Genomic DNA, 20,266 nt, shown 5'->3' on the forward strand with positions numbered 1-20,266 from the left:
CGCGCAGCGGCAGCCCCAGCGCGCGCAGCTGGCGAAAGAACGCATCGGGCGACACCATGACCAGCGTGCGCACCGCCGGCACGTTGAGCGACGCCGCCAGCGCCGTGCGCGCGGACACCCAGCCCTTGAACTGGCGGTCGTAGTTCTGCGGAATGTAGAGCCCGCTGGCCGTCGGGATGTGCGCGCTCGAATCCTCGACGAGGGACGCCGCCGTCAGGCGCTGCTCGGCGAACGCCTGCGCGTACAGGAACGGCTTGAGCGTGGAGCCCGGCTGGCGCGGGGCCAACACGCCGTCCACCTCGCCGGCCTGGCTCAAAGCGCCGGACGATCCCACCCACGCCAGCACCTCGCCCGTGGCGTTGTCCAGCACCACCACGGCGCCGTCCTCCACGCTGCGGCCCCGCAGTTCGCGCAGGTGCTGGTGCAGGGTCTGCACCGCAAAGCGCTGCAGCGGCGCGCTCAGGGTGGAGGCCACGCGCTCGCGGCGCGCCGGCGCGGCATCCGCGGCCGGGGCGTCCGAAGGCACCGATTGCGCCGCCACGGGCTGGCGCAGCAGGTAGCGCGCGAAGTGCGGGGCCACGCCATCGGCGCCGTCGAAGGCCCGGCGCTGCAGCGCGGCGGTGGTGAACAGGTCCAGCGCATCGCAGGACGGCACCACGGGCTTTTGCATCTCGCGCAGCACCCCGCAGGCACGCTGCGCGACCAGGGCGGGCCGGGCATTGGGGGCACGCACCAGCGCGGCGGCCACCGCGGCCTCACGCTCGTCCAACCCGTGCGCGGCCTTGCCGAACAGCGTGCGCGAGAGCGCGTCGATGCCCACGATCTCGCCGCGAAACGGCACCAGGTTGAGGTAAGCCTCCAGCACCTGGTCCTTGCGCCAGCGCCGCTCCAGCACCTGGGCGGCCACGGTCTGCCCCAGCTTTTGCACCACGCTGCGCCCGCCCGCGCCCTGGCGCCAGTCGCCGTCGAGCAGGCCGGCCAATTGCATGGTGAGCGTGCTGGCGCCGCGCGTGCGCTGGTTCCACAGGTTGCCCCAGGCGGCGGCCGACACCGCGCGCCAGTCCACGCCGCTGTGCTCGTAAAAGCGCTTGTCCTCGCTGAGCAGCAGCGCCGTGCGCAGCGCGGGCGACACCTCGGCCAGCGGCACCCACTGGCCGCGCCGCACGGTGGCATCGGTGCGCAGGCGCTGCAGCACCTCGCCCTCGCGCGAGAGCACCAGCGTGTCGGAGGGGCGATAGTCCGCACGCACCTCGTTGAAGGTGGGCAAGGCCCAGGCGGCCGGGGCGGCGATGCCGGCCAGACCCAGCGCGAGCAGCACCCGCCCCACGGCCACTGCGCCATGGCGGACGGTGGCGGTGCCGATACCGGTGGAGGCCTCGCGGCGGCCCCGCCCATTGCGACGCCAGGTGGCGATGCTGCGCACGACCGCGAGAAAGTCCATGGGCATGGGAAGAAGGAGGATGGGTCGGAGAAAAGGAGAGCAGAGGCCAGCCCGCAGGCCGGCGGCGACCAGGGATTGTCGCCTCCTCCCGTGACGCCGTCCCACCCGGCGTTGCACCGGGCGATGGCCACACCCCGGATCGCAGACGCAGGGCGGGCCCTTCCGATTCTCGCGCAGAAGCCGCCGCGCGCCGCGCAGGACCTGAACGGACCCTGGGGACTTTCGCGCATCGCGCCGCACCCTCGTGTAACCTTTGGCGCAACGCCACTTCGCTCCGGCATTGGTCACGGAGCCAGCTGGCGGGTCCTCTCCGGCGGGCCTTGGTGCCATGCCCCAGGGGACCTCCCGCTTTCATGTTCGCCGTGCTCCGGGCCGCAGCCCGCGCTGCGCTGGCGGGCCCTCCATGCGCCCTTCTGAACCGTGCGGCACACGCCCCGCACCTGCGCACCACCCCTCTGAAAGGCCACTGCTTTGCCTTGCTTTACCGCACCCCGCTTCCTGGCCGCTGCCATGGCAACCGCCGCCGGCCTGGCCGGCAGCGCCGCGTTCGCCCAAGCCATGCCGCCGCGCCTGTCGGCCCCGCTGCCCACCACGCAGAACGCGATGATCAACAACACGCAGATCACGACGGACGATTTCCGGCAGGCCTACCTCAGCCAGACTCCGCAGGTGCGGCAGCAGGCCGAGCTCTACCTCACGGGCGTGCTCGACGCCACCGAGGGGCGTGCGTGGTGCGGCTACCCCACGCTCAAGACCATCACCATCGACGAGCGCCTGTTCACCGAGCTGAAGAAGGTCGAAGGCCCGGACCTACAGCAGCGCGCCTCCAAAACCCTGGTCGCCATCCTGTCCAAGCAATTCCCCTGCCGGAGCCCGCGTTGACCAAGCCCATCTTCGAGAACCTCAAGTCCCACCACTATTCTTCCGACCGCATGCAGCCGGCCCGATTCATGGACGGCGACAGCGTGTACCGCGAGATCGGATACGACATGGGCCAGCTGAAGCGGCAGAACGCCGGCTACGAAAACACCTGCGCGGTCCGCATGAGCCTGGCGCTGCTGAAGTCGGGCACCGGCATCACCGGGCGCCTGAAGATCAAGGAGGGCCCACTCAAAGGCCGGTTCGTGGAGCCGGGCGCCAAATTGCTGGCTGACCAGCTCATGCAGCGCGGCGTACTGGGCTACCCGCAGATCCTCACGCCCGACAACGTGCAGGCAAAGATCCAGGGAAAGCGCGGCGTGATCTTCTTCTGGAAGATGGCCAGCTACAACGGCGGCCACATCGATCTGGTGGAGTCCACCAACGCGGCGGCCGTCTGCAGCTCGGCCTGCTATTTCGATTCCAAGGAAATCTGGTTCTGGCCGCTGGACTGACGGGCGGCAGCGCGGGCCACTTTGCGTGGCCGCGTGCCGCGCCCGGGGTCCGTCGTGGCGACCGCGTCGTCAGTTCTTGGTGGCCGCGTCCCAGTGCTCGGCGATCTTGCCGTTCTCGATGCGGAACATGTCGAACCAGGTCGTCGTGTATTTCTTGGTCGGGTCCTGCGGGTCCGTCATTTCGCGCACGAAGCTCAGAATGACCTTGTCGCCTTCGGCCGTGATCGCCACCAAAGGCGCCTTCACGCGCGGCTCGATGGGCGTGGGCGGCACGAACTGCGAGAAAAAGGCGATGAAGGCCGCGCGGCCCGTGGCCACCGTGGGGTTGTGCTGGATGTAGTCTTCGGCCATGTACTTGGGCGCCAGGTCCATGTGGCCCGCCTCGAACACCTCGCGCCAGAAGTTGTAGACCAGCCGCTTGTTCCACGCCAGCCGCCAGTCGTGACTCATGAGCAGTTGCTCATGGTCCGGCTGCTCCACCACCGGCACCTGGGCGTGGGCCGCCACCGGCAGGACGATCGCCGCCGCGAGAACGCAGCGGGCCAATAGTTGCTTCATGAAACTCCCTTTCAGAATCGATGGACACGGCGGATTTATATCTGTCGGCCGCGCCGGCGGCGCAGGCTTGTCGATCTTTGTGGTGAGGCAATGTTTCAATCCTCAAATTTGCTCAGCGCCCGAGCCGAACGGCACGCGGTGGGGTATAGCCCCAAGGCTCTCCGGCAGGCCGTCATGGGCCGATCTCAGGCAAGCGCCGGCTCGGCCTGCGGGCCGCGTTCGCGCGGCGCCACACGCGCAGCACATGCCGGGCCGCGCGGGCCAGGGCTTCGTCGAGCGCGGTGCGCCAGTCTCTGGCCACCGACGAGACCACCACGGGGCCCGCGCCGTCGGTGCGCAGCTCGATCCGGCAGCGCTTGTCCACCCCGCCCCGGGGGCCGTTCACGTCGGCCAGCTGAATGTCGGCACGCGGCACCTGCGCACTCAGGCGCCGGAGCACGAAGCGCACGCGGCGATCGACGGTATCGCGCATCGCGGTGGCTTCGGGATGGCGGGACTGGAAAAAAATCTGCATCAGCGTTCTCCTTCGTTGGAGCAGTCACCTTAGCCCGTGCACCCGCAGGGACACAGCAGTTTTCTCCTGCCGACACCCTCTGAAAAACCTGCTGCCTTGCAGCCAGCCCGTCGGTTGCACGGCTTCGGGTAAACCGATGCAGCCATCTCAGAAAACCTGCTTCTTCCATCGGCCACCCGGCCGCACATTCAAGGCTGTCACCACCACAGGAAACCCCGATGAATCGCCCCATGAAGCCATTGCCCCTTGTCTCCCACCTGCTTTCCTCCCTGCACGCCCGGGCCCTGCTTTGGCTGCAGCAGGTGTCGCACGGCAGCGGCGCGTTGCGTGCACCGGTGCGGGTTCCCGTGCGGATCGACGCCGCACGCCCTGCGCAGCCGACGCGCCACCGCCGCTACCGCGACTGACGCGGCCTGCTCGCCCAACACCGTTCGCCCCACAACACTTCACAAAGGAACACCCCCATGCGCAGCTACCCCACCAACAGCCCCGAAGCAGCGGCCCGGATCGTCGGCCTTCTGCTGATCTCGGACGGCCACGTCAGCCGTTCGGAAACGGACGCCCTGCAGCGGCTGGACATCGAAGGCGAACTCGGCCTGGCGCCCGGCGACTTCGCCCAGGTGCTGCACGCGCTGTGCGAAGACCTGCTGATGGGGGCGCGCGAGCGCCGCCTGCTGACCGGCAACCTCGACGAAGCCGCCCTGGCCGCCCTGATGGCCGAGGTGACCGAACCCGAACTGCAGCAGCGCGTGCTGCACTTCGCCTGCACGGCGGCGACCGCGGACCACCACCTGGCGGCCGCCGAGGCCTGGATCATGGAAGCCGCACTCAAGCACTGGCGCATGGGCGAGGCATCCGATGCGCCCAAGGCCGCGCCGGTCGCAGCCGGCCTTTGAACCGGGCCGCGCACGGGCCCGTCGAAGGCTAGGCCGCGGCCACCGCGTGGGCCGCCGCGACCATCTGGCGCACCAGCGGATGGTGCTGCCCGCGGCGCGACCAGATGGCGTGCACTTCCTCGCCGATATCAGGGCAATCGCCCAGCAGGCGCAGGCCCCGCACCAGCCCCACGTCCTGCGCGCCCAGCTGGCTCACGGGGAACACCCCGAGCCCGCGGGCCGCGAAGACCGCGAGCAGCGCGCTGTCTTCGAACTCACCCACCACCTGGGGCCGCACGCCAATGTCCTCGAACCAATGGTCCAGCGTGGACCGCAACGGCGAATGGGACGTGGGCAACAGCACGGGAAGGTCCTGCAGCGACTGGGGGAACCGGTCGCGCGCGTGTTTCCTGACCAGCGAGGCCGGCCCATACCACTGCAGCGTGGACCGCGCGATCCGCTCGCTGGTCAGGCGCTGGGTGGGATTGCGCGGCGCGGCCTGCCCGGCCAGCACCACGTCCAGCTGGTGCAGGGCCAGCTCGGACAGCAGCTCGTCGAACTCGCCCTCGTGGCACACCAGGCGAAGGTGGGGCGTGGCGAGCACCGGCTCCAGCAGGGCATGCGCCGCCAGCTTGGAAATGCCGTCCGACAACCCCACCGACAGCCGGGCAACCTTGGCGCTGGCCGCCTCCCGCACCTCGTCGGGAATGCCCTGCCCCAACTGGAAGATCTCTTCCGCCCGCGCATAGGCTGCCTGGCCCGCCTCGGTCAGCACCATGCCTCGGCCCGAGGGCTTGAGCAACTGGTGGCCCAGGTCCTTTTCCAGATCCCGCACCTGCGCGCTGATGGTCTGCACCGCCATCTCCAGACGGTCCGCGGCGCGGGCGAAGCCGCCTTCCTTGGCGACCATCCAGAAATAGTGGAGATGGCGGTAGTTCAACATGCGGCCCCCGGATCGGAAAAACCGAATGCTATGTTCGATAAAAGCTGGTGTCCATCGAATGCCGCCATGGCCATACTGGGCGCTCGCCCATTCGAAAGGACAACCTCCATGTTTTATGCCATCAGCTGGTTTCTCTCTCTATCGCTTCTCGCCCTTTGGTCGCTGGCCTGCTGGGGCATGCATGCCATGGCGGTCTGGGCGGTGTCCAGCGCAGGCGCGCTGGCCGGGGGCACGTCTGCCATGAATGCCGTGGTGCTGCCGGAGTGGATCAGGGGCTGGATACCGCCCGAGCTGGCCCGGGAGTTGGCGGCCATGATCGCCTCCGCCGGCCCGATGGTTCAGGCGGCGCTGGACACCGTGCCCGCCTTGGCCGGCGCCGTGACCGTGCTGGCCTGGGCCTTGTGGGGCCTGGGCGCCGTGATCTTGCTGGCGGTTGCCTTCGGGGTCCACGTTCTGATCGCGCTGCTCAAGGGCCGGCGGACCGTGCACGGCACGCCGCGCGCCACGGTCGTCCAGTAACAGGCCCGAGCCCGGCCCCGGGCGCCCTGCGCCGGGGCCGGCCGGTGCTCACTGGTTGGAGATGATGGTGAGCAGATCGCCCCGGACGTCGGGGTTGTCGGTGTACTTCTTGTACAGCGGCGCCATGCGGCGCACATAGGGAGAGAAGTCGGACACAGTCACGAACTGCACGCCTTCCCTGGCCACATTCGCACGGGCCGAGACCACCCGCTTTTCCCACAGGTTGCGCATCAGCACGGCGGAGGCCTTGCCCGCTTTCTGGAAGGCCTGCTGGTCCTGCGCGCTCAGCCGGTTCCAGAGCTTGGTGGACACCACCAGGGCCTCGGGCGAGATGGTGTGCTGGTCCAGCAGCATGTATTTGGCCAGCTTGTAGTGGCCGGTCGATTCGTAGGAGACCAGGTTGCCCTCGGCGCAATCGATGGTGCCGTTGCGAAAGCTGTCGAGCACTTCCTTGTAGGGGACGACCACGGGGTTGGCGCCGAGCAGCTTCACCATCTCGATGGAGGTTTCCGACTGCTGCACGCGCACCCGCTGGCCGGCCAGGTCTTCGCGCCGGGTGATCGGCTTGTTGGCGCAGTAGAACGAGCGCGCGCCGCCGTTGTACCAGCCCAGGACCACGAAGCCGGAGGCCTTCAGCTTCTCCGACAGGCGCTCGCCCATGGCGCCATCGAGGTAGCGGAACATGTGGGCGGCATCGCCGAACAGGAAGGGCAGGTTGAACGCCTGCAGGCCCGGCGCGGCCTCGGCCAGCGGGCCCAGGTTGAATTCGGCCAGGTCGATCTCGCCGGCCTTCATCATCGTGACCGCCTTGCCCTGATCGCCCAGCACCGCATCGGAAAACAGCTTGATGGTGTAGCGGCCCTGGGTGGAGGCTTCCACCTCGCTGATGAAGCTTTTCATCGCCTCGGTGACCGGGTAGCCGTCGGGGTGGGTGTTCCAGGCCCGCAGCGGCGTCTGGGCCCCCGCGGGTACCGACGCCGCCATGGCCATCACCGCCGCCGATGCAAGCATCGGAAAATTCATCTTGCGCATCGTGTCCCCCAAGTGTTCGAAAAATGCCTGTCCGCCAGCACGGCATCGTGCCCTGGCAGCGCATTTCGCTGGGGGCGCGCCGGCATGGCCTGCGCATTCTCCGAGGGGGGCTCAGCCGTAGCAAGCGCTTCGCACGGGAGGTGCGACGGGCAAACCACAACCGCTCGAAAGGGGCAGTTGGCGAGCGTAGCAGGATGTGATAGCCCATGCGCTTAACGTTGCCGCGCCGGCTCCTCGAACGGCTTCATGGAACGGCTTACTTGCAGCGCAGATCGAGCGTCTTGCGGGCGTCGATGCGGTAGTCGCAGCGTTCCACTTTCTGGGTCAATTCAACATCCACCGTGCGCGCATCGGCGTAATGGCAGCGCACGTTGACGGTGCGCCCCGCCGCATACACGTACCCGAGCTGCCAGTGCCCCGCGCGCTCCTTCGCGACGCCGGGCACCAGGGTCGCCAGATCTTCGACCGGGCCGTCGAACACATCGACCTGCCGCAAGGGCTGGCCGGGTTGCGCTGGACAGACCCCGGCGGCCTGCGAGGTCGGCATGCCGCCGTTGGCTGCGGCGAACAGCAGCACACCCAGGATCGGCCGGGCCCATGGCATGGGCAAGCGTGTGCAGCGCGCACAGCCCGCTCAGCGGGCGGCGGCTTCCACCTTCACCCGGGCGTTGGGCGTCTCGCCGAACATCTCGGGCGCGTACATGGCTTCCACGCGGCTCGGGGGCAGTGCGAAGTCGCCCACGTTGTTCAGCCGCACGGTGTATTCCGCCTTGATGGTGCCCTTGGGCAGGTACTCGTAGTAGCTGCGGTAGGCCTCGAAGCTGCGCTCCTCGAAAGCCGCCCAGGCGCTGCCCGAGCGCTTCTCGCCCTGCGTGGCGATCTCGGAATCGCGCCCCAGGCCGCTGCCCAGGATGGTGGCGCCGCCCGGGATCGGGTCGGTCAGGGCCACCCAGGTCATGTCGGCGCTGGCGTTCACCTCCAGCGTCACGCGCAGCACGTCGCCGCGCGTGTACTTGCCGGGCACGGCCTGCTCGACCGGGGTGATGGTCTTCTTGATGGCGTAGCCGGCCGCGAACGGCGCCTTGAGCTGGATGGCCGCGACCGACTGCAGCGTGAGCCACGGCTTGCCGGTGCCCTGGTGGGTGACCGCCAGGTTCTCCTTGCCGCCCGTGGGCGACCAGGGCAGGAACATGCTGTTGTTCTTGAAGTTGCCGGGCGATGCGGGTGCGCCGAACCAGGTGGTCTGGTGCGCCGCGCCCGTGGCGTCGCTCGCCTTCACGCGCTCAACCTTCGCCCAGTCCACGCTGGCGTTGCCACTGCCCAGGGTCGCGCGGGTGACGCCGGCGACGGGCGTGGCTTCGAACTTGGCGCTGAATTTCTCCAGCGCCAGGCCGCCCCACAGGTTGGCGGTGGTGGTGTGCCATGCACCGTTCTGCTGGCGGCTGATGAAGCCGTTGGCCAAGCGACCCATGTCGTCCTTCCAGGTCGGGTCGTCCATCACCGCGAGCATGAGGCGGGCGGTGTTGACGTCACCGTTCTGCATCAGCCACCACCAGTAGTCGTCGCGCTCGGTGCTGAAGATGAGCTTGGTGCCCTGGTAGCTCAGGCGGGCCTTCAGCACCTGCGTGGCCTCGGCCAGCCGCTGGTCGCGCTGGGGCACGTCGTTCACGCGCTTGAGGATGTTCAGCCAGTCGATCACCGTGTGCGTGGGCCACTGGTTGGGCGCGATGGTGACGCTGCCCAGCATGCGACCGGAGGCCTTGCCGTAGCGCGACAGCGCCTCGATGGCCGCGATCTTGCGCATGTCCAGGTCCTTGCGCGGGCTCCAGAAGTCGCGCTGGATGCGCCCTTCCACGAACGCGGTCAGACCGCGCTCCATGGCGGCACGGGCCTCGTCCGGCAGGGCGAACTCGGGGTGCAGGCTGGCGGCTTCGTGCGCCGCCGACAGCAGGTAGGCCGTGAGCGTGTCGCTGCCCCGGTTGGCGCTGCCGGCCTGGGGCGGGAAGTAGTTGGCCAGGCCATCGGCGTCCAGGTAGGTGGGCAATTGCGCCACCACGGTCTGCCAGAGGGTGCCGTCGCGCAGGCCCACGGCCTTGCTGGTCTTTTGCTCCAGGCAGGCGAAGGGGTAGTTGGCGAACCAGTCGCGCACGCCGGGCAGGCCTTCGGCCAGCTTGGGCTGCAGCGACATCTTCAGCCCGCCGCGGCCCGGCAGCGCATCTGCCGGCGGGTTCACGTCCAGGTTGAAGCTGCCATCCACCTGCACCAGCGTGGCCTGCTGCACCGTGAGCGGCACCGCCGGGATGATGCGCTGGGTGGCCTTGAGCGCGTCGCGCGCGCCGTTGGCGCCCGCGGTGTCACGGGCTTCGATCTCCCACAGGATGGCCTCGGTGCGCGTCTGCGCCAGCTGCGCGGGGGCGGTCACGGTCCAGGCCACCTCGCGGGATTCGCCGGGCGGGATGTCCACGCTCTGCTTGTCCAGCTGCAGCAGCGTGGCGCGGGCGGCCACCTCCACCTTCATCGCGGCCTGGGTCGTGTTACGCAGGGTGATCTGGGCGCGGAACTGATCGTCCTCGCGCACCAGCGGCGGCAGGCCGCTGATGATCTGCAGGTCCTGCGTGGCGCGGATCTGGGTCGCGCCGGTGCCGAACAGGCCCGTGCCCGCATCGGCGACAGCCACGATCTTGAACGTAGTGAGTGCATCGTTGAGCGGCACGGTCACCTTGGCCTGGCCGTTGGCATCGAGCTGGATCGCGGGCTGCCACAGCAGCAGCGTGTCGAGCAACTCGCGCGCCTGGCTGTGGCCGCCCCCACCGCCCGCTGGCACGGCCTTGCGGCCGTAATGGCGCCGTCCGATGATCTCCATCTGCGCGGTGGAGGTCTGAACGCCCCAGGAGCGGCGCTGCAACATGGCATCGAGCAGGTTCCAGCTGGTGTTGGGCATCAGCTCCAGCAGCGCCTGGTCCACGGCGGCCAGGGCCACCTCGGCGCCGGCCGCAGGCTTGCCACCGGGCAGCGTGGCGGTGATGGTGACCTGCGCCTTGCCGCGCACGGGGTAGCTTTCCTTGTCGGCCACCACCTTCACCTGGATCTGGTGGGCCTGCGTGCCCACGCGGATCTCGGCCACGCCCAGGCGGTAGGCGGGCTTGGACAGATCGACCATGGCGGTGGGCGCGACGTATTCCTTGCCCTCGTACCAGAAGGCGCTCCACCACTCGGTCGGCGCCTTGAAGCCCCAGGTGAAGAAGCTGTACCACGGCACCTCGCGCAGGCGGCCGCGCAGGGCCAGCACGCTCACATAGACGTTGGGGCCCCAGCCCTCCTCGATCTTGACCTGCACGGTCGGGTCCTGGCCGTTGAGCTGCACCACGCGCGTGTCGATGATGCCTTCGCGCTCCACGCTCACCAGCGCCGTGGCCTGGCGAAACGGCATGCGCACCTGCAGCTTGGCGGTCTCGCCGGGCTGGTAGGTTTTCTTTTCGGGCAGCAGGTCGATGCGGTCGTGGTCTTCGCCGCCGAACCAGATCTCGCCCTGGCGCGTGACCCAGACGGACGAGGCTGCCTCGGACGTGTTGCCGTCCTTGTCGCGCGCGGTGGCCACGAGCTCCACTTCACCGGCTTCTTCGAGCTTGGTCTCGCACAGCAGCAGGCCGCGCGAATCGCTCTTGCCCGTGCAGACGGTGCCCAGGTCTTTGGTTTCGGTCTTGTTGTCGTAGCTGTAGAAGCCGCCCACCATGCGCTTGCGGCTGGTGGTGGTGATGCGGGCGATGGCCTGCACCTGCAGCGGAACGCCCTCCTGCACCTTGCCGTCCAGCCCCAGCGCGAGCGCCTGGAAGCGGATCTTCTGCGCGGCGGAGACCCAGCCTTCGGTCTTGATGCCGGCCACCACGGCGGCGGGCCACAGGGTCTGCGTGCTGCGCAGCGTCTGCACCTCGCCGCTCGGGTCGGCGTAGGTGGCCTCCAGCACCAGCTCCTGCGGCCGGCGCGCCAGGGGCACGTTGTCGATGGACAGCTTGCCGGCCCCGTTCTTGTCCAGCGTCAGCGCGAGCTTGTCGGCGATGACGCGGGCGTCCTGGCCGGCGGCCGCCTCTTCGTCGTCGCTGTGGCTTTGCGACTGCGTGCCGCGCTGGTTGGGGGGCATGAAGCTGAAGGCGTCGAAATCGCTCCACTGGGCGGATTTGCCGCGCACCAGCGCCGACACGCGCACGGGCAGGTTGGCGGCGCCGCCACCGGCCACGTAGTTCACCTGCACGTCGGTGGGCACCGAGCGCACGCGCACCAGCGGCTTCTTGTCGGTGGGCGTGATGCGGCCTTCCAGCACCGGCAGGCGGAACTCCTCGACCCGGAACTGGCCCGATTCGAAGCTGTTGCGGCTGTGCGAGCCACCCTGCAGCTGCACCTGGTATACGCCGAGCTTGGCGGCGGGGGGCACGGCGAAGGTGTTCTCGGCGCTCAGGCCACCCGTGGCGGTCTTGCGCCAGGTGAGGTCCTGCGTGTATTGCTGGCCGCTGCCCACGTGGGTGATGACCAGGGTGTCGGGCTGCTCGTCCGGCAGGCCGAAGCCCTTGCGGTTCTCGGTGCGCAACAGGTGCTTCATCGACACGGTTTCGCCGGCACGCAGCAGCGTGCGGTCGAACACGGTGTGGGCCCGCTCGTCGGGGCGGGGTTCCATACTGGTGGGCAGGTTGAAGCGCCAGGGCTCGATGCCGCGCTGCCAGTCGCTCCAGGTGAAGGCCATGTCCTGCGCGCCATCGGCGCCCGGAGCGCGCGCGCTCACGAAGTAAGCCTGCTCGCCGCCATCGTCACCCTGGCACGATGGAGGCTCGGGCGAGAGGCCGTCGAACAGCGCCACGCCCTGCGCGTTGGTGGTGCCCGTGGCCAGTTCGCGGCCGTTGCAGTCGGACACGCGCACCTTGGCACCCGCCACCACCTGGCCCTTGTCCAGCGTGGTCACCCAGGCGGCCGAATTCTCGCGGCCGAGCTTGAAATGAACCCCCAGGTTGGTCACCAGCGCCGAGGTGCGCACGTACATGGTGCGGCCTTCGCCGTGGCGTTCGTCCAGCAGCGACTTGCCGAGCAGCGGCGAGGCGATCTCCACCACATGGAAGCCCGTGGGCAGCGGAATGCCCACCACCTCGAAGGGCCGCGGGTCGTTGTTGACCGGCTTGGGCAGGTCCAGCGTCTTCACGCCACCCTGGCCGGACAGCAGCGAGACCATGCGCGACTGCACGTACTCGCTGCTGTCGCTCTCCAGCGCAGCGGGCAGCGCGCCCTTCACGTCGCGGCGGGCGCTCTTGCGGCTCACGAGGTAGCCGTCGTAGCGGCGCACCTTGCGGTACCAGGCAATGATGTCGGCGTCGCTGCCGGGCTGCAGGGTGCTCACCTTGGCGGGCGCCGCGCCATCGGCGGGCTTGCCGGCCTCCAGGCCCTGGACCTTGAGCGCGGCCTCGACGTTGCGCAAGGTCACGGGCAGCAAGGCGGGCTCCTTGGGGCCCTCCGCATAGCGCTCCACCACGCCGAATGGCGAGGCGGCGAACTTGGCCAGGGGCGGCATGGCCCCCGTTCCCACCTTGAGCGGGAAGCTGTCGGCATTGCGCAGCGTGCGGCCCGAGGCGTCCTTGAAGTCCTTGGGCAATTGCACCGTGAAGGCCGTCTGCGCCGTGAAGGGCGGGTCGAAGCGCACGCCGTTCACCACGGTGTCGCCATCGCCCTCACCGTCGATCCGGGGCTTGAGCGTTTCCTTGTCCGAGCGCAGGCGCACCGCCTCGGCCAGCTTGCGCGGCACGGGTGCGTTGAACGACAGGAACATCGGGCGGATCGGCAGGCAGGCCGACTGGGCGTTCTCGCGCTCGCAGCGGAAATCGGCGGCGAAGGGCTCACGGACCTTGTACTCGTAGCGCTTTTCGATGGTGTTGCCGACGCCGCTCGGCGTGGCCACGCCCTTGCCGAAGACGAGTTGCACCCGCCCGCCCGAGGTCAACCGCCGGTTGCAGGCCAGGGTGACGTATTTGAGCGGCTCCTTGGCGGCTGTCTTGTCCAGGCCCTGGGAGGCCAGCAGCCCCTCGCGCTGGGCGCCTTCGATCAGGCGCACCGGAACCCGCTCGCCCACGCCATCGGCCACGCACCAGACGTTGGCCTGCACGCTGGCCAGGGTCGCCGGGCCGTTCAACTGCAGCATGAAGAACTGCTCTTCGTCGATGGGCTGGTAGGTGCCGGGGCGGATGTTCTGGACGTACGGGCCGCCGGTATTGAATGCATAGCTCTTCGTGCCCGACAGCTCGGCGCCGGCGGCCGATTTGAACCCCGACTTCACCTGGGCCGTGCAGCGCACGCCGGGCGGCAGGTCGCCCTTGAAGTCGTAGACCCATTCGCGCTCGCTGGTCCAGCGGCCCGTGCCCTGGCCGGCTTCGGCGTCGGAGCAGCTCACGGAGAGCGGGGCCGGGGCCTTGGGGTCGCCGAAATTGACCGCCGGGCCGTCGAACTTGGCCACCGCCTGCCGGACGCGGGACACCTCGCCCTGGGGCGAGAAGCTGATGATGGACAGCGCGTGGGCCTGCGCGGCCGCGCCGAGGGCCACGGCCAGCGCCAGGGCGCGGAAGGAATGCGTTGTTGTTGTCATGGCTTTTGCAAAAACGGCGACGGGCCGACCCACCGGACCGGTACCCGTTCGAACCCGGCAGCGTAGCCCATCGGCAGGCGGCGAACCACCAGCGCAGTGACGCAGTTGTAAATGGCCTACACCGCCCAGCCCACTCCGTCCGTGAGAATGGTTTCAATTCCACCCCGGGCGCGCCCATGCCACCCCCCTCCTCCACCCGCCGCTGGGAAATCGATGCCGTCCGGGGCCTGATGCTCGCCCTGATGACCGTCACGCACCTGCCCACCCGGCTCACGCAGCCGCTGGGGCAGCCGTTCGGCTTCGTCTCGGCGGCCGAGGGCTTCGTGCTGCTCTCGGCGTACATGGCCGGCATGGTCTACGGCCGGCTCGCCTGGCGCAAGACCGTGGCGGACATGCGCCAGGCCTTCTGGCGCCGCGCCCTCAAGATCTATGGCTGCCAGGCGGCCACGCTGCTGTTCCTGTTCACCGTGATCGCCTTCATCGGCATCCGTGTGGACGAGCCCGCCATCAAGGGCATGATGACCTTCTACCTGCTGCACCCGCTGGAGGCCCTGGTGGGCGGGCTGCTGCTGGTGTACGAACCGCCGCTGCTGGACATCCTGCCGCTGTACGTGCTGTTCATGCTGGCCAGCCCCTGGCTGATGACGTTCGCGCTGCGCCGCGGCTGGGCGCCAATCATGGCCGGCAGCGTGCTGCTGTGGCTGCTGGCGCAGTTCGGGCTGTCGCGCTGGTTCTATGACGGCTTCGCGGCGGTGCTGCCCATGCCGATCCCCTTCACCGAAACCGGCGCCTTCGTGATGTGGAGCTGGCAGTTCCTGTGGGTGCTGGGCCTGTGGATGGGCGCGAGCCGCAACGACCCCGAGGCGCCGCCGTTCGAGTTCCCGCGCTGGTCGCTGTGGGTGGCCGGCGCCATCGCCGTGGTGTGCATGGTGTGGCGGCATGTGGTCGGCCAGGTGCCGTTCGGAGACGCCAACCCGCAACTCAACCTGCTGTTCGACAAATGGGCCCTGGGCCCGCTGCGCCTGATCGATCTGATGGCCCTCACGGCGCTGACCATCCGCTTCGGGCCGGCGCTGGCCGCGAAGCTGCCGCGCCAGCACTGGCTGGAAACCCTGGGCGCGGCCTCGCTGCCGGTGTTCTGCGCCCACCTGGTGGTGGTGCTGCTCACCCTGGTGTTCATGGGAGCGGACTACGAGCGGCCCTGGCCGCAGGACATCGCCCTGCTGATCGCCTGTTTTGCCACCCTCTATGCCGTGGCCCGCGTGAGCCTGTGGGTGGACAAGCCGCCCAACGACGACGGCCGCCCGGTGCAGCCCGCGCCCGATGCAGGCGGCGCGCCCTCAGCCGCGGCAGCCAGCGGCGCCAGTGCCGCCGGCCAGGACGACCTGAATGCGACTCAGCGCCCGGCGCTCACCCGCACCAGCGCGGGGTTGCCGGTGGCCACCGTGGCGGCAGGCATGGCGGCCGTGGCGGTGGGCGAAGCACCGCCCGCCTGCATCGCGGGGGCCGGCGCCACGAATGCGCCGATCACCGTGCGCCACAGGTCGTAGCCGGCATCGTTCATGTGCAGGCGGTCGGGGCCGAAAAGTTCTGCCCGCGGCTGCCCGGAGGCATCGAGCATGGCCGAGAAGACGTCGATGTAATCGCTATTGGGCACCGTGCGCACGTACTGCGCCAGCAGGGCATTGGCCTGCTGCATCTGGGGCATCAGCGCCACGCGCGAAGGGCTGGGCTTGATGGAGATGTAGCTGATGCGGGTGTCGGGGAGTTCGGCGCGCACGGTCTGCACGAAGGAGCGGAAGCTCTCCAGGATCTGCTCGGGCGTGCGGCCCTCGGCCAGATCGTTGTCGCCGGCATAGACCATCACATGGCGCGGGCGGTACTGGAGCACCAGGTTTTTCACGAAATGGTTGCAGTCCGCCATGGTGGAGCCGCCGAAGCCGCGGTTGATCACCACGGGCAACTGGCGGAAATCCTCCGCCACGTCGGTCCAGAAACGGATGGTCGAGCTGCCGACGAAGAGGACGCCGCCGGCCTGCGGGAGCCGTTCCTTGTCGGCTGCGGCGAAGGCATCCATGCTGGACTGCCAGCGCGCATAGGCCGAGGGCGACGTGGCGGCAGCCGACGGCGCGGTAGAGTCGGCGGGGGTCGCCTGCGCGGCGAATCCCGCACAGGCCAGGGCGAGGGTCACAAGGGAACGCGTCGGGAAAGCCCGAAGAGAATGCATGGCGACTCCAAAAAGGACTGCAGCGGCGTGTGAGCGATTGTGCTGGCCTGCGTTCCGCAAGCATACAATTTTTACAAATTTACACCAACGCCGGCCGCCGGGTTTCCATCGACATGCCTTCCGCTTCCAAGGCCCCAGCGGGCCCCGTGCCGTTCTGGCACCGGCTCAACCAGTTCTTCGCTTTCCCCCTGCAGCGCAAGCCGCTGTTCTACAGCACCGTGCTGGCCGTGTGCAGCATGCTGTACGGCGTGCTGTTCTTCCTGCCGGACGTGCTGGCTGTGCTGCTGATCGAGGTCGGCATCCTGCTGGCCGCGTCGCGCTACGGCTTCAAGGTGGTGGCGATGGGCTCGCGCGGCCTGCAGCGCGCCGAGGATTTCCCCGACCGGCTGGACGACGAGTGGACCGCCCTGCCCTGGAAGCTGTTCGGCATCCTGCTCGTGCAGGGCATCGTGGTGGGGTGGCTGCAGCGGGTCAGCACGGGCCTGGCGGAACTCGCCTGGCTGGCCGTGAGCTTCCTGCTGCCGGCCACCATGATCCTGCTGGTGCAGACGGGCAGCCTGTTCGCGTCGCTGAACCCCGCCGCCGCCTGGGGCGTGGTGCGGATCATCGGCTGGCCGTATGGGCTGCTGTGCTTTTTCCTGTTTTTGCTCAGCCAGGGCGCGGCCATCGCGCTGGCGCTGCTGATGCCGCTGTTCAAGGGCTGGCTCCTGCTGCCGCTGGGCAACTGGCTGTTCATCTACTTCGGCTGGGTGATGTGCAGCCTGCTGGGCTACGCCATGTACCAGAACCACGAGGCCTTCGGCATCGACCTGCTGCCCGGCGGCGGGCTGGACGACGATGCCCCGCCCGATCGGCGCACGCCCCGGCAGATCGCGCAGGAGGCGACCGACGCGCTGGTGGCCCAGCAGATCACCGACGGCGACCTGGCCGGCGCCCTGGGCACGGCCTACGAAGACCAGCGCATGCATGGGGATGAATTGCCTGCCCAGCGCCGCTACCACCGCGTGCTGGCGCTGACCGACAAGACCGACACCCTGCTGCTGCATGCCCAGCGCTTCATCCCGCTGCTGCTGAACGCGGGCCAGACGACCGAGGCGCTCAAGGCGTTCGTCACCTGCCGCGAGCGCGACGCCCAGTTCGTGATTTCGGACCCGGGCCACACCCTGGCCCTGGCCAACACGGCGTGGAACGGCGGCGATGCCAGGCAGGCCATCGCGCTGCTGGGCGGGTTCGACCGGCGCTTCAAGGGGCATGCGCTGGTGCCCAAGGCCTACGAACTGGTCGCCCGCGTGCTGCTGCAGGGCATGAACCGCCCCGACATGGCGCTCAAGGTGCTCGCCACCCTGCAGGCGCGGCATGCGGACAGCCCTTCGGTGGCGGAGGTGCAATGGCTGCTGCGCGCCCATTTGCCGCAGCCGGCAGCGGCAGGCGGCCAAGCGCCCTCCACGCCTTGAGGTGACGCAGGCAGGCGCCATCGATTTGATACTAAATTAATAGCAATATGCCCTAGTGCTGATTGCGCCGGAACGGGTTTTTTCTTCAAGGCCAGAGTAGCCTGGCAGGCGGCCCGCCCTACCGGCCTTCGAGCAGCCGCAGCGGCGCGCTGCCGGGTGCCAGCTGCTGCAACTGCGGCAGCCAGGCCATGGCCTGCTCGCGCCGCCCGGACTGCAGCAGCGCCGTGACCAGCATGCCCACCAGTTCGCCCAGCGCCGCATGCTGCGGCGCGGTGCGGTGCAGGGCCGTGAGCAGCTTCTCGGCGTCGCTCCACTGCCCCACGCGCACGAAGCGGCGCGCCAGGCCCGCCATGTCGTCGGGCACCAGGCGGGCGCTGGGCCGGGCGTGGTCCAGGTAGGTGCGGTAGCTGGCGTGCTGGAAGTCCAGCGTGGCGGCGTCCTGCCCCGGCAGCCGGAAGATGCGGCGGGCGGCGCGGTGAAAATCCTCGCCCGCCGGCCACAGGCTGGCGGTCTTGAACCACGCGCTCAGCACCGGCACATCGCGCGGGCGCAACTGCGCCGCCGCCCGCCACTGCACGAGGGCCCGCTCGAACTGCATCGCCTGGGCCGACCGCCGGGCCTGGGCCACATGGGCATCGAAGCCGTCGTCCGGCGTGGCGGCTGCCTCGGGCGGCGGCGCCTCGATCGCCTTGCGCCGTAACAGCCCGGCGCCCCACATCAGCGCGGCGCCCGTCAGCAGCCCGCCCAGGTGGGCCATGTAGGCCACGCCCCTGCCGCTGAGCCAGTGCTGCAGCAACTCGTTGGCGATCCACGCCGGCAACAGCAGCAGGGCGGGCGCGGTGACATAGTTGAAATAAAAGAACAGCTGGTAGAAGAACCGCACGCGGCGCAGCCGGTACAGCACCGCGTACATGCCCATGAGGGCCGACACCGCACCGGACGCCCCCAGGCCGTAGCTGCCTTGGCCTGCATACGCCCACCCGGCCATCAGCGACCCGCCCACGGCCCCCAGCAGGTAGAAGGCCAGGTACCGCCACCGCCCCAGGGCCAGCTCGACCGAAAAGCCGAAGAGGAACAAGAACACCATGTTGCCCAGCAGGTGGCCCGTGCTGGCATGCAGGAAGGCGGCGGTGATCCAGGTCACGGGCTGCGGGGGCGCGTCCTTTTCGTAGCTCTGCGCCCAGCGGCGGGTGAAGGGCTCGGGCAGCGCCGCCTCATACCGGGCGCGAGCGGCCTTCCAGTCGGCGTACTGCGGGTCGTCCGCGCGCACGACCAGGCCGGCGTGCAGGCGCTTTTGAAAGCCTTCCTCGTGCTCCATCCACCGCAGCAGCGCGTGCTCCCGGTGCGCCGCCAGCATGCGCTGCGCGCGCTCGGCATCGCGGTGGCCGGCGTCCTTGAGCCACTGCACGAAAGGCGGCAGTTCGATGCCGGGCAAGGGACTGTCCAGATAGACCTGCGCCGCCCGGTCCATGGCCTTGGCCTCCCAGCGCTGCGGGCCCCAGAAGACCAGCAGGTTGACCAGGATGATCAGCACCGTCATCCATGGCGGGTTGCGCCAGGTGGGGCGGTTGTCCAGCGGGATGGCATAGAACATGGCGGGCCTGCGTCACCTCAAGGCGGGCAACGCCGGGCCCCGCGGGCCGGCCTGCGGCACCGCGGCGGGACAGCGCGCAGCCCTCACTGGGGCACGAAGCCGCTGCGCTGGATGATGCGCGTCCAGGCCTGGGTGTAGGCCTGCTGGCGCGCCGCCAGCTGCTGGGGCGTCATCGACGCCACCGTGAGCCCCAGGGCCGTGAGCTGCCGGTTCACGTCGGGTTGGGCGACCACCTTGGCCAGCGCCTGCGAGAAGCGGGTGACGAACGCGGCCGGCGTACCGGTGGGCGCGTAGAAGCCGTAGTAGGGCAGGTCCTCGAAGCCTTTCAGCCCCAGCTCGTCGAACGTGGGCACGTCCGGCAGCGCGGCCTGGCGCTGGGTGCCCAGCACGGCCAGCACGCGCACCTTGCCGCCCTTGTGGTTTTCGATGAAGTCCTGCACCGAGGCCACCCCGGCGGGGATCTGGTTGCCCAGCATGTCGGCGATCATGGGCGCGCTGCCGCGGTATGGCGCCGCCACCAGGTCGATGCGGTACTTCTCGCCGATGAGCTTGACCAGAAACTCCGGCGTGGAGGCCGGGGCCGGGATGCCCACCGCGCCCTTGCCACCGCCCTGGGTGGTGATCCACTGCACGTAGTCGTTGAACGACCTGGCCGGCGACGCGCCGGACACGGCGAAGGCATTCACGAAGGTGGCCACGCCGCCGACCGGCACGAAGTCGTGCACCGGGTCGTAGCCCGGGTGCTTGACCACCTGCGGCAGGATGGAGATGGTGTGGTCGTGCGACAGGAACACGGTGTGCCCGTCGGCCGGCGCGGCCTTGAGGGCCTGGGCGGCGATCTGCCCGCCCGCGCCGGGGCGGTTGTCCACCACCACCGGAGCGCCCAGCTCGTCCTTGAGCTTGTCGGACAGCAGCCGCGCGATCGCGTCGGTGCCCCCGCCCGGCGGAAAGCCCACCAGGATGCGGATCGGCGGGCCGGCCGGCGGCGTCTGGGCCGAGGCCACGGCGGCGACCGCCGTGGCGCCCACCCAGACCGCGGCGCGGGCCATGCGCAAGACCCAGTGGCGGCGCGAGGAAGAACGATGCATGGAGGGCTCCGTGAAAGTGTGCGGACGGGGGG

At 69.4% G+C, this 20,266-nt stretch carries 16 protein-coding genes and 1 pseudogene; 7 read left to right on the plus strand and 10 right to left on the minus strand.

The features are described from left to right. Nucleotides 1-1,327: transglycosylase domain-containing protein (locus AC27IO_RS10520; RefSeq protein WP_498738928.1), on the minus strand; the 1,327-nt coding region annotated here is incomplete at its 3' end. A gap of 624 nt (nt 1,328-1,951) precedes the next feature. Here AC27IO_RS10520 and AC27IO_RS10525 point away from each other — a divergent pair. Further along, nucleotides 1,952-2,323 (plus strand): Rap1a/Tai family immunity protein, encoded by a 372-nt coding sequence (locus tag AC27IO_RS10525; protein WP_498738914.1) that lies wholly within the window; start codon nt 1,952-1,954, stop codon nt 2,321-2,323. Next, nucleotides 2,320-2,814, plus strand: coding sequence for a T6SS effector amidase Tae4 family protein (locus AC27IO_RS10530; RefSeq protein WP_284429022.1), 495 nt, complete (start codon nt 2,320-2,322; stop codon nt 2,812-2,814). The genes AC27IO_RS10525 and AC27IO_RS10530 overlap by 4 nt, the downstream gene beginning before the upstream one ends. A 69-nt stretch (nt 2,815-2,883) precedes the next feature. On the opposite strand, the gene AC27IO_RS10535 is transcribed toward AC27IO_RS10530, so the two are convergent. Continuing rightward, nucleotides 2,884-3,372, minus strand: coding sequence for a nuclear transport factor 2 family protein (locus AC27IO_RS10535; protein ID WP_272564504.1), 489 nt, complete (start codon nt 3,370-3,372; stop codon nt 2,884-2,886). A gap of 172 nt (nt 3,373-3,544) precedes the next feature. Beyond that, nucleotides 3,545-3,886 carry an HPF/RaiA family ribosome-associated protein gene (locus AC27IO_RS10540; RefSeq protein ID WP_317351761.1) on the minus strand — a complete coding sequence of 114 codons (342 nt, stop codon included), beginning with the start codon at nt 3,884-3,886 and terminating at the stop codon, nt 3,545-3,547. A 230-nt stretch (nt 3,887-4,116) separates the two neighbouring features. Here AC27IO_RS10540 and AC27IO_RS10545 point away from each other — a divergent pair, with 230 nt between their 5' ends. Beyond that, nucleotides 4,117-4,293, plus strand: coding sequence for a hypothetical protein (locus AC27IO_RS10545; protein ID WP_498738917.1), 177 nt, complete (start codon nt 4,117-4,119; stop codon nt 4,291-4,293). Between the two features lie 57 nt (nt 4,294-4,350). After that, nucleotides 4,351-4,782 (plus strand): TerB family tellurite resistance protein, encoded by a 432-nt coding sequence (locus AC27IO_RS10550; protein WP_284408449.1) that lies wholly within the window; start codon nt 4,351-4,353, stop codon nt 4,780-4,782. Between the two features lie 28 nt (nt 4,783-4,810). On the opposite strand, the gene AC27IO_RS10555 is transcribed toward AC27IO_RS10550, so the two are convergent. Further along, entirely contained in the window at nt 4,811-5,704 is an 894-nt protein-coding gene (locus AC27IO_RS10555; protein WP_498738919.1) for a LysR substrate-binding domain-containing protein, read from the minus strand. Nucleotides 5,705-5,812: 108 nt separating this feature from the next. Here AC27IO_RS10555 and AC27IO_RS10560 point away from each other — a divergent pair, with 108 nt between their 5' ends. Beyond that, nucleotides 5,813-6,223, plus strand: a complete 411-nt coding sequence (locus tag AC27IO_RS10560; RefSeq protein WP_284405859.1) for a hypothetical protein — start codon at nt 5,813-5,815, stop codon at nt 6,221-6,223. Between the two features lie 48 nt (nt 6,224-6,271). On the opposite strand, the gene AC27IO_RS10565 is transcribed toward AC27IO_RS10560, so the two are convergent. From AC27IO_RS10565 to AC27IO_RS10575, 3 genes are all read right to left on the minus strand, one after another. Further along, entirely contained in the window at nt 6,272-7,234 is a 963-nt protein-coding gene (locus AC27IO_RS10565; RefSeq protein WP_498738921.1) for a TRAP transporter substrate-binding protein, read from the minus strand. A gap of 277 nt (nt 7,235-7,511) precedes the next feature. Next, nucleotides 7,512-7,859 carry an STY0301 family protein gene (locus AC27IO_RS10570; RefSeq protein ID WP_498738923.1) on the minus strand — a complete coding sequence of 116 codons (348 nt, stop codon included), beginning with the start codon at nt 7,857-7,859 and terminating at the stop codon, nt 7,512-7,514. Nucleotides 7,860-7,889: 30 nt separating this feature from the next. Then, nucleotides 7,890-13,871 carry an alpha-2-macroglobulin family protein gene (locus tag AC27IO_RS10575; protein WP_498738925.1) on the minus strand — a complete coding sequence of 1,994 codons (5,982 nt, stop codon included), beginning with the start codon at nt 13,869-13,871 and terminating at the stop codon, nt 7,890-7,892. A gap of 176 nt (nt 13,872-14,047) precedes the next feature. Between AC27IO_RS10575 and AC27IO_RS10580 the strand changes: the two are divergent. Then, nucleotides 14,048-15,190: pseudogene (locus AC27IO_RS10580) on the plus strand (OpgC domain-containing protein); the annotation flags it as partial. A gap of 77 nt (nt 15,191-15,267) precedes the next feature. Here AC27IO_RS10580 and AC27IO_RS10585 read toward each other — a convergent pair. Beyond that, nucleotides 15,268-16,098 (minus strand): SGNH/GDSL hydrolase family protein, encoded by an 831-nt coding sequence (locus AC27IO_RS10585; protein ID WP_284429029.1) that lies wholly within the window; start codon nt 16,096-16,098, stop codon nt 15,268-15,270. 113 nt (nt 16,099-16,211) lie between these two features. On the opposite strand from AC27IO_RS10585, the gene AC27IO_RS10590 reads away from it, so the two are divergent. Continuing rightward, nucleotides 16,212-17,552, plus strand: a complete 1,341-nt coding sequence (locus AC27IO_RS10590; protein WP_498738926.1) for a tetratricopeptide repeat protein — start codon at nt 16,212-16,214, stop codon at nt 17,550-17,552. A gap of 118 nt (nt 17,553-17,670) precedes the next feature. Here AC27IO_RS10590 and AC27IO_RS10595 read toward each other — a convergent pair whose 3' ends face one another. Next, nucleotides 17,671-19,146, minus strand: a complete 1,476-nt coding sequence (locus AC27IO_RS10595; RefSeq protein WP_498738927.1) for a rhomboid family intramembrane serine protease — start codon at nt 19,144-19,146, stop codon at nt 17,671-17,673. An 83-nt stretch (nt 19,147-19,229) separates the two neighbouring features. Continuing rightward, complete coding sequence (locus AC27IO_RS10600) at nt 19,230-20,195, minus strand: Bug family tripartite tricarboxylate transporter substrate binding protein (RefSeq protein WP_498738929.1); 966 nt, start codon at nt 20,193-20,195, stop codon at nt 19,230-19,232. Nucleotides 20,196-20,266 lie beyond the last annotated feature (71 nt).

This window comes from Acidovorax sp. KNOB132 (assembly GCF_057541515.1).